Source organism: Pseudomonas sp. REP124 (assembly GCF_020164475.1).
Classification (GTDB): Bacteria; Pseudomonadota; Gammaproteobacteria; order Pseudomonadales; family Pseudomonadaceae; genus Aquipseudomonas.
This window is the reverse complement of the sequence record NZ_JAIQWX010000199.1, coordinates 1-9651: the sequence shown is the minus strand read 5'-3', so window position 1 is coordinate 9651 and position 9651 is coordinate 1. Positions and strand designations below refer to the sequence as shown.

The 9651-nt window shown below is 59.9% G+C and carries 9 protein-coding genes; 5 read left to right on the top strand and 4 right to left on the bottom strand.

Annotated elements, in window-relative coordinates; translation table 11 throughout:
* Positions 1-38: 38 nt before the first annotated feature.
* On the bottom strand, positions 39-956 hold the full coding sequence (gene choX, locus K9857_RS28100) for a choline ABC transporter substrate-binding protein (RefSeq protein ID WP_224541470.1): 918 nt from the start codon (positions 954-956) through the stop codon (positions 39-41).
* Between the two features lie 16 nt (positions 957-972).
* Positions 973-2487 (bottom strand): choline-sulfatase, encoded by a 1515-nt coding sequence (gene betC, locus K9857_RS28095; RefSeq protein ID WP_224541469.1) that lies wholly within the window; start codon positions 2485-2487, stop codon positions 973-975.
* 114 nt (positions 2488-2601) lie between these two features.
* Between betC and K9857_RS28090 the strand changes: the two genes are divergently transcribed.
* Positions 2602-3552 (top strand): choline sulfate utilization transcriptional regulator, encoded by a 951-nt coding sequence (locus K9857_RS28090; protein ID WP_224541466.1) that lies wholly within the window; start codon positions 2602-2604, stop codon positions 3550-3552.
* Between the two features lie 19 nt (positions 3553-3571).
* On the opposite strand, the gene K9857_RS28085 is transcribed toward K9857_RS28090, so the two are convergent.
* A complete protein-coding gene (locus tag K9857_RS28085; RefSeq protein WP_224541464.1) occupies positions 3572-4231 on the bottom strand; it encodes an NAD(P)-dependent oxidoreductase in 660 nt (219 codons plus the stop codon).
* 81 nt (positions 4232-4312) lie between these two features.
* Between K9857_RS28085 and K9857_RS28080 the strand changes: the two genes are divergently transcribed.
* A complete protein-coding gene (locus K9857_RS28080; protein ID WP_224541462.1) occupies positions 4313-4639 on the top strand; it encodes a DOPA 4,5-dioxygenase family protein in 327 nt (108 codons plus the stop codon).
* Between the two features lie 5 nt (positions 4640-4644).
* Here K9857_RS28080 and K9857_RS28075 read toward each other — a convergent pair whose 3' ends face one another.
* Positions 4645-5046, bottom strand: a complete 402-nt coding sequence (locus K9857_RS28075; protein WP_224541460.1) for a GFA family protein — start codon at positions 5044-5046, stop codon at positions 4645-4647.
* Positions 5047-5484: 438 nt separating this feature from the next.
* On the opposite strand from K9857_RS28075, the gene K9857_RS28070 reads away from it, so the two are divergent.
* The 3 genes from K9857_RS28070 to K9857_RS28060 all read left to right on the top strand — a co-directional run bounded on the left by K9857_RS28070 (position 5485) and on the right by K9857_RS28060 (position 9621).
* Complete coding sequence (locus K9857_RS28070; RefSeq protein WP_224541458.1) at positions 5485-6792, top strand: CitMHS family transporter; 1308 nt, start codon at positions 5485-5487, stop codon at positions 6790-6792.
* 85 nt (positions 6793-6877) lie between these two features.
* Positions 6878-7645: a TerC family protein gene (locus tag K9857_RS28065; protein ID WP_224541456.1), complete on the top strand. Its 768-nt coding sequence runs from the start codon at positions 6878-6880 to the stop codon at positions 7643-7645.
* A 317-nt stretch (positions 7646-7962) separates the two neighbouring features.
* Positions 7963-9621, top strand: a complete 1659-nt coding sequence (locus tag K9857_RS28060; RefSeq protein WP_224541454.1) for a Na/Pi cotransporter family protein — start codon at positions 7963-7965, stop codon at positions 9619-9621.
* Positions 9622-9651: the final 30 nt, after the last annotated feature.

The window sequence follows — 9651 nt, the reverse complement described above, 5'->3', positions numbered from 1 at the left end:
CTGTGGGAGCGAGCCTGCTCGCGATGCTTTTTGCTGCTTCAGAGTTTGGCTTTGACCGCCGGCAACGCATCCTTGCCATCCACGGTCTTCACTCCATCAAGCCACTTGTCCAGCACCGCCGGGTTGGCCTTGATCCAGGCCTTGGCCGCATCGGCATTGCTGACTTTCTTGTTCACCACCTCGGCCATGATGCTGTTCTCCATTTCCTGAGTGAAGCTCAGGTTGGTCAGCAGCTTGCCGACGTTCGGGCAGGCCTGTGCATAACCTTTGCGGGTCAGGGTGTGCACGGTGCCGGTGTCGCCGAAGTATTTCTCGCCGCCTTTGAGGTAGTGCATTTTGAGCTGCACGTTCATCGGGTGCGGGGTCCAGCCGAGGAAGGTCACGAACTTCTGTTTCTTCACGGCGCGGGAGACTTCGGCCAGCATCGCCTGCTCGCTGGACTCGACCAGTTTCCACTGGCCCATGTCGAAATCATTCTTCTTGATGATTTCCTGCAGGGAAATGTTCGCCGGTGCGCCCGAGCCGATGCCGTAGATCTTGTGGTCGAACTTGTCGGCAAACTTGTTCAGGTCGGCAAAGTTATGCACACCCGCGTTCCATACATAGTCCGGGACCGCGAGGGTGAATTCGGTGCCGTCCAGGTTCTTGGCCAGTTGCGTGACATCGCCCGTGGCCACGAACTTGTCGTAGAAGCCCTGTTGCGCCGGCATCCAGTTACCCAGGAACACATCCACCTGGCCATCCTTGAGCCCGCCATAGGTGATCGGCACCGCCAGGGTGTCGACCTTGGCCTTGTAGCCCATGCCGTCCAGCAGAAACCCGGTGATGGCGTTGGTCGCGGCGATGTCGCTCCAGCCCGGATCGGCCATTTTCACCGTCTCGCATTGATCGGCAAACGCCGACGCACTGCTCAGGGCAAAAAGCCCGACCGTCAGTACTGTGGATAACCTTTGCATGGACTTCCCCTTAACATTATTGGTTTTGGCAGGGTTGTGGATAACGTGCTCTACGCTCCAGATCATCAAGGTCGATATGGTTGCGCATGTATTGCTGACTGGCGTCCACCAGCGGCTGGTGATCCCAGCTCTTCAGCTTGCCGAGGGTCAGCGCCTCGGCAACGAAACGCCGGCGTCGCTGGCTGGCGAGCACCTGTTGGTGAATCGACGATATGTCCCATTTGGCCCGTGCTTCGGCGAGAAATTCGTCAAACAGCTGGCGATGTTGCGGGGACTGGCTGAGCTCCTCCAGCTCCTTCGGATCGTTTTGCACATCGAAGAGTAGGCAAGGGTCATCTTCGCTGTAGATAAATTTGTAAGGGCCACGGCGAATCATCATCAACGGGCTGATGGTGCCTTCGGCCATGTACTCGCCAAACACCTCGTCGTGCCCGCCCTGCCCTTGCAGGTGCGATACGAGAGAGCGCCCGTCCAGCGGCAGGCCCGGTTCCAGCGAGCCACCCGCCAGTTCAACGAAGGTCGGAAGCAGGTCGGCGGTGGATACCGAGGCGCTGACACGACCGGCGCCGAACTGCCCTGGGGCACTTATCAACAGGGGCACCCGCGCAGCCATTTCGTACCAGTGCATTTTGTACCAGAGGCCACGCTCGCCGAGCATGTCGCCGTGGTCGCCGGAGAAAACGATGATGGTGTCGTCGATCAGCCCGGTTTCCTCGAGGGTTTCCAGAAGTTTGCCGACGTTGCTGTCGATATAGCTGCACGCACCGAAATAGGCTCGACGGGCGTCGCGAATCTTATCCACAGGCAGCGGTTTGTCCCAAAGGTCGTAGACCTTGAGCAAACGCTGGGCGTGAGGATCGAGATCGTGTTGATCCGGGGTTTCCGGCAACGGGATTTCGGCGTCGTCGTACAGATTCCAGAACGCCTTGGGAATGGTGTAAGGATCGTGGGGGTGAGTCATGGAAACGGTCAGGCAGAACGGCTGATCGCCGTCTTCACGAACATGGTCGAACAGGTACTGCTGGGCTTTGAACACCACCTCTTCGTCGAAATCCAGCTGGTTGGTACGTACACAAGGACCGGCCTGTAGTACGGATGACATGTTGTGATACCAGGTCGGACGCACGTCCGGCTCGTCCCAGTTCACCGCCCAACCGTAGTCGGCGGGGTAAATGTCGCTGGTCAGGCGCTCTTCGTAACCGTGCAACTGGTCCGGGCCGCAGAAGTGCATCTTGCCCGACAGTGCAGTGCGATAGCCCAGGCGGCGCAGGTAATGGGCATAGGTCGGTACATCGGCGGGAAAATCCGCAGCGTTGTCGTAGGCGCCGATCTTGCTGGGCAACTGGCCGCTGACCAGGGTAAATCGCGACGGTGCGCACAGTGGGCTGTTGCAATACGCGGAGTCGAACACCACGCCTTGTGCGGCGAGGCGGCTCAAATTAGGCAGTTTGATGGGCGAAGGGCCGTAGAAAGGCAACATTGGCGCGGCCATTTGATCGGCCATGATGAAAAGAATGTTCTTGCGCTTCATGTGATCGCGGCATTCCATAGTGGATGTTTATGCGAGAGTGCTGGGGTCGAGAATGAAATGCGCCAGCTTTGCGGTAAAGCCCATGCACGACAATGACTAGGATAAGCACAGCTTATGTATGACGCCCTTGGTGACCTGTCTCTGGATTTGCTCCGTGCCTTTGAAGCGGCGGCGCGTCATCGCAGCTTCACGGCGGCTGCGGTCGAGATGGGGACCACGCAGCCGGCGATCAGCCAGCAGATCAAGCGTCTGGAAGAACAACTGGCCACCCGCCTGTTCGACCGCATTTATCGCGGTATCGAACTGACCGAGGTCGGGATGATCCTTTTCGAGCAGGTTCAGCTCGGTTTGCAGAATATCGACGCTGGATTGAGCGCGATCAGCGCGCAGCATCAACACGAAGTGCTGCAGGTGGCGACCGATTTCGCGTTCGCTGCGTACTGGCTGATGCCGCGCCTGCACCGGTTTCACGCGGCCAATCCGCAGGTCGATGTCAGCCTGGTGACCAGCGAGCGCAGTCATAACATGCTGCGCACTGATATCGATGTGGCGGTGTTGTTCGGTGACGGGCGCTTCAAGCAGGGCGAGAGCCATTGGTTGTTCAGCGAGGAAGTCTTCCCGGTGTGCAGCCCGCAGCTGCTGAACGAACGTCCCCTGCCCTTGCCGCCCAAGGCCTTGCTGGAATTTCCGCTGTTGCACCTTCGCGGTGAGCACAGCAGCAACTGGTTTGACTGGAGCGGTGTGTTTCGCGAGTTGGGGATCACCTCGCCTCCCGCTCCGGGGCAGTTGCGGTTCGATAACTACACCCTGCTGATTCAGGCCGCGATTGGTGGTCAGGGCGTGGCAATCGGCTGGCGGCACCTTGTGGATAACTTGCTGGCGCAGGGGCTGTTGTGCCGGCCGATAGAGGAAACCGTGATTTCGCGGCTGGGGTACTACGTGGTATTGCCGCAGCGTAAGCGGCGTGGGGCGTTGATACAGCGGTTCGTGGATTGGCTGATGGCGGAGCAGGCTGACAGTGCGCAGTCGCTCAACGGTTTGACGCTTCCTTCGATTGCGGTTTGAAGATCAAAGATCGCAGCGTTCAGGAGGTCGCGACAAAATCCACATGCTCGCCAATATGCAGATTCAAACGCAGCTCATCGGCAATGCCAGCGGCGGTGCGGGCCAGGCGTTCGAGTGGCTCGGCCAGCCCCGGTTCCAGGCTGCTGCTGATCTGGCTGAAATGCTCGATGGTCAATCCAGGCACGCCTCGCGGCGCATTCACCAGCGTCCACTGCAATGCGCTGCTTTGCAGAGCCTCACGGATTTCCTCGGCGGCATGACGTTGCAGGGGATCGAAGGTGTCCGGATCGTCCAGCACCTCGAAGTCCCCGACCAGAATCAACCGGCTGACGCCCGCAGCCTGCATCCCGTCGATCAACGCATCTGACGCCAGCACCTGCTCCACCGGCCCCGGCACGATGGTTTTCTCCACGTATTCGCTGTTGAGCGGCAACCCGGGCGAGTCCAGCAGACAGACGACTGCCGAGCTGCCGGCTACGCTCTGCTTGACCCGTTCGGCTTCGAACAGATCGCCGGTTTTGGTGCGCAGCCCGGGTCGCGGCGCGAGCGCATTGAGCTCATCGAGGATGGCGATCACTTCATGCTGGCGCCGCAGCAGTTCAGCCATCAGCGCGCTCCCAAGGCTACTCATGGCACCATAGAGCACCACTTTGACCACCGGCGTTTCGGCATTTTTCATGGCTGAGCTCCTTGTTTGTCGCCTATAGAGGTGTGACACGCGGGAAACAACGAGGGTTCGAAACGATTCAGAGGGCTTCAGATGCAAGCGATCAAGGGCTATCACGCCCATGTTTATTTCGATGCCGGCACCATCGATCAGGCGCGCGAGCTGTGCGAACAGGCGGCGCATTTGTTCCCGTTGAAGATGGGCCGCATGCACGAACGCCCGGTGGGGCCACATCCGGACTGGAGCTGCCAACTGGCCTTCGGACCGGAGCTGATTGGCGAGGTGCTGCCGTGGCTGGCGCTCAACCGCAAGGGATTGGTGGTGTTCCTGCACCCTGACACGGGGAACGATCTGCTGGACCACCGTGATCACGCGATCTGGATGGGCGCGATTCGCCCGCTGGACCTGTCTATTTTTTGATCAACCTATAGGGTTTCTTCCGGTTCCTGCGGCAGATGCTCGTCCAGGTGCAGCCACGGCAGGCGGCTGTCGGTCCAGATGTGGCGCTCGGCCGCTGCCTGTTCGGGATGGTCGAGGGTGGCGATGGTCACATCGATGCTATCGGGGCTCAGGTGGGTGGTCAGTGCCAGCTGCGCCCCACAATGGCCGCAGAAATATCGCACGCAGGTGGCTGAAGAGTCGTACTGCGAGGGTGTGCCGGTCAGCCATTGAAAGGCCGATGAAGGAATAGTGATCCAGGTGGTGACGATGCCGCCGCTGACCCGTCGGCAAATCGAGCAATGGCAGTGGGCGATATCCTGCAACGGCCCGCTGAACTGATAGCGCAGTTGCCCGCAATGGCAGCCGCCGGTGTGAAGCGCCTTCATCTCTTTTCCTCCTGAGCCCTAAATGCCAGTCAACAGCGATGAGGGCATTGTGGCGAGGGGGCTTGCCCCCGTTGGGTCGCGAATCGGCCCCAAAAGATGGGACTGCTGCGCAGCCCAACGGGGGCAAGCCCCCTCGCCACAAGTATGGGCTCAAAACCCCGTCCGACGATCGGTCGTACTTCCGGTCATGCCTTTCATTGGCGAAAGCTGGCTGAAAGCTTGCGCGATTAGGATCGCCTCACTGCCGGCAATAGACCGGTTGGCCAAATGCGAGTGTATCGATGCTCGCCAGGTCCATTTAACAACAACAATGGTGATCCTGATGTCCTTTACCCGCCGCTTCGCCACAACTCCACCCGTACGCCTCGTGCTTCCCGTTTTGCGCTGATCCGACCCGGTCCGCCCATTCCCTAGCTGCGCTACGCCTGGAGTATTCCCATGCTGACTTTCCTTGGCTTCGCCATGGTCATCACCTTCATGTTCCTGATCATGACCAAGCGCCTCTCCGCGCTGATCGCTCTGATCATCATCCCGATCGTCTTCGCCCTGTTCGGTGGTTTCGGCCCGAAAATCGGACCGATGATGCTCGAAGGCATCACCAAACTCGCGCCGACCGGCGTGATGCTGATGTTCGCCATCCTGTACTTTGCCCTGATGATCGACTCCGGCCTGTTCGACCCGGCCGTGCGCAAGATCCTCAAGATGGTCAAGGGCGACCCGCTGAAAGTGTCGGTCGGTACTGCCGTACTGGCCCTGGTCGTGTCCCTGGACGGTGACGGTGCCACCACTTACATGATCTGCGTCGCCGCCATGTTGCCGCTCTACAGCCGCATCGGCATGAGCCCGCGGATCATGGCCGGCCTGATCATCCTCGCCGGCGGTGTGATGAACATGACCCCGTGGGGTGGCCCGACCGCCCGCGCCGCCAGTGCGCTGCACGTGGACCCTTCGGCGATCTTCGTGCCGATGATTCCGGCAATGGCTGCCGGCGTTGTAGCGATCCTGGCTATCGCCTATTTCTACGGCAAACGTGAACGTGCTCGTCTGGGTGAACTGCACCTGGTGGGCGATGAAATCGATCACAGCGAAATCACCGTTTCGCAATTTCCGGATGCTCGCCGCCCGAAACTGATCTGGTTCAACGGCGCCCTGACCCTGGGCCTGATGTGCACCCTGATCGCCGGCCTGTTGCCGCTGCCGGTGCTGTTCATGGTGGCCTTCAGTATCGCGATGATCGTCAACTACCCATGCCTGCAAGCCCAGAAGGACCGCGTCGCGGCTCACGCCGGCAGCGTGCTGGCAGTGGTCGGGCTGATCTTTGCCGCCGGTATCTTCACCGGTATCCTCACCGGCACCGGGATGGTCGACGCGATGTCGAAAAGCCTGCTGGCAGTGATTCCGGACTTCCTCGGCCCGTATCTGGCGGTGATCACGGCGCTGGTGAGCATGCCGTTCACCTTCTTCATGTCGAATGATGCGTTTTATTATGGCGTGTTGCCGGTACTTGCCGAAGCCGCCAGCCACTACGGTATAACCGCGGTGGAAATGGCACGTGCCTCGATCGTCGGTCAACCCGTCCACTTGTTGAGCCCGCTGGTACCATCGACTTATCTGTTGGTGGCCCTGGCCGGTATCGACTTCGGTGACCACCAGCGCTTCACCCTCAAGTGGGCAGTGCTGGTGTGCATGTGCATACTGGTTGCAGCACTGCTGATGGGGATTTTTCCGCTGTTCAGCACTCTATAAGCCCAAGACTCGCCATAAAGGGTCCCGGCTTCGCTGTCTGAAGCCCGGACCCTTTGTGGTTTAACACACGCTCAAAGGAATACACATGGAATGGCTGACCAACCCTGAAATCTGGGTTGCCTTCTTTACCCTGACCGCCCTGGAAATCGTTCTGGGTATCGATAACATCATCATGATTTCGATCCTGGTCAGCCGCATGCCCAAGCACATGCAGGCGCGCACCCGAATCTTCGGTCTGGCGCTGGCCATGATTACGCGGATTCTGTTGCTGCTGTCGATCACCTGGGTCATGCGCCTGACCGCCGACCTGTTCGAAGTATTCGGCCAGGGCATTTCCGGGCGTGACCTGATCCTGTTCTTCGGTGGCCTGTTCCTGCTGTGGAAAAGCTCCCAGGAGATGTACCACGCGCTGGAAGGCGAGGATGAGTCCAACGAGGAGCCGAGCGGCAAGGGCGGCAACTTCCTCTACACCATCGTGCAGATCGCGATCATCGACATCGTGTTCTCCCTGGACTCGGTGATCACTGCCGTCGGCATGGTTTCCCATGTACCGGTCATGGTCGCGGCGATTGTCGTGGCGGTACTGGTGATGATGCTGGCTTCGGGCACCATCAGCGAGTTCATCGACAAGCACCCGTCGCTGAAGATGCTGGCGCTGGCGTTCCTGCTGATCGTGGGTACGGTGCTGATTGCCGAATCCTTCGACGTTCACGTGCCGAAGGGCTACGTCTACTTCGCCATGGCGTTCTCGCTGGCGGTGGAAGCGATCAACATCAAGATGCGCACCGCGATCGCCCGCAAGAAACAGCAGCAGGATCCGGTGAAACTGCGCAAGGATATTCCGGGGCAGTAACCGGCCCTCCCTTGTAGGAGCCGAGCTTGCTCGCGATGGTCGTCAACGATGACGCTGGGCACCTGATGCCCCGCGGCGTTCTTGAGTCCATCGCGAGCAAGCTCGGCTCCTACAGGAAGAACAGAGCGAGGGGCCTTCGGGCCCCTTTTGCTTGTCTGCATGAAGCTGTTTTCATGACACTTTTGTTTCAATCACTTCTTTAGCTATGCGATGCTGGCGCCCAGACCGTTAGCCAACTACAGCTTAAGTACAACACGTAGAACCTCGCGGTACCGTCAACTTGCTCCTTTGGGGCGCTACCACCACAGGGGGCCTTTATGCTCACCCTGCTCAATTTGCTTTCAGCCGTGGCCTTGCTGATCTGGGGCACGCACATCGTCCGTACCGGCATCCTGCGGGTCTACGGCTCCAATCTGCGCCATGTCATTGGCCGCAACATGTCCAAACGCTGGCTGGCCTTTCTCTCGGGGATCGCGGTGACGGCGATGGTCCAGAGCAGCAACGCCACGGCCATGCTCGTCACCTCCTTCGTCGGTCAGGGCCTGATGGCGCTGACCCCTGCCCTGTCGACCATGCTCGGCGCCGACGTCGGTACGGCGCTGATGGCGCGGGTGCTGACCTTCGACCTGTCATGGCTGTCGCCGTTGCTGATTTTCATCGGAGTGATCTTCTTCCTGTCGCGCAAGCAGACCCGCTTGGGCCAGATGGGCCGTGTCGCTATCGGCTTGGGCCTGATCATTCTGGCGCTGCAACTGATCGTCGAGGCCGCGGCGCCCATCACCCATGCCAAGGGCGTGAAGGTGATCTTCGCTTCGCTGACCGGCGACATTCTGCTCGATGCCCTGATGGGCGCGCTGTTCGCGATGATTTCCTACTCCAGCCTGGCGGCGGTGCTGCTGACCGCGACCCTGGCCGGCGCCAAGGTGATCGGCCTGCCGGTGGCCCTCGGCCTGGTGATCGGCGCCAATATCGGCAGCGGTGTGCTGGCGTTCCTCAGCACCAGCATGCAGAACGCCGCCGGGCGTCAGGTGGCGCTCGGTAGCCTGTTGTACAAGCTGATTGGTCTGGTACTGATCATTCCGGTGCTCGACCCGTTGGTGCACTGGATCGACAGCCTCGACTTCAGCCCGCAGGAAATGGTCATCGGCTTCCACCTGCTCTACAACACGGCGCGTTGTTTGATTCTGCTGCCCACCGTCGGGCCGATGGCCAGGTTCTGTGCCTGGCTGCTGCCCGAGCGCCCGCAAGTCAATGGCACGGCCAAACCCAGGCATCTTGATCTGACCGCACTGGATACACCGAGTCTGGCGCTGGCCAACGCCGCCCGGGAAACGCTGCGTATCGGCGACTTGATCGACAGCATGCTCGAATCGATGTCGGATGTCCTGCGTGGCAATCAGACTGCCGTCACCCAGGAAATGCGCCGCATGACCGATGATGTCGAGTCGCTTTACAGCGCGATCAAGTTGTATCTGGCGCAGATGCCCCGTGAAGACCTCAGTGATCAGGACAGCCGGCGCTGGGCCGAGATCATCGAACTGGCGATCAACCTGAAACTGGCCAGCGACCTGATCGAACGCATGCTGCGCAAGGTCCAGCAGCAGAAAACCTCTCAGCGCCGCTCGTTTTCCGAGGTGGGTCTGGAAGAGCTGGCGGGATTGAACAGTCAGTTGATCGCCAACCTGCGGCTGGGCCTGTCGGTGTTCTTGAGCGCAGACAAGGAAAGCGCCCGCCAGCTGCTGCGCGAGAAACGTCGCTTTCGCGCACAGGAACGCCGCCTGGCCCACGCGCATGTCAGCCGTTTGCAACGTAAGATCGTGCAGAGTATCGAGACCAGTTCCCTGCATCTTGAGTTGATCGCCGACATGAAGCGCCTCAATTCGCTGTTCTGCAGCAGTGCTTATGTGGTGCTGGAAACGTCGGAAACCGGAGCCCTGGCGGTCGATGATTTGACCGATACCACGCATTCGCCTTGAACGTCTGGCGGTGTGGTCAGTCAGTAACAT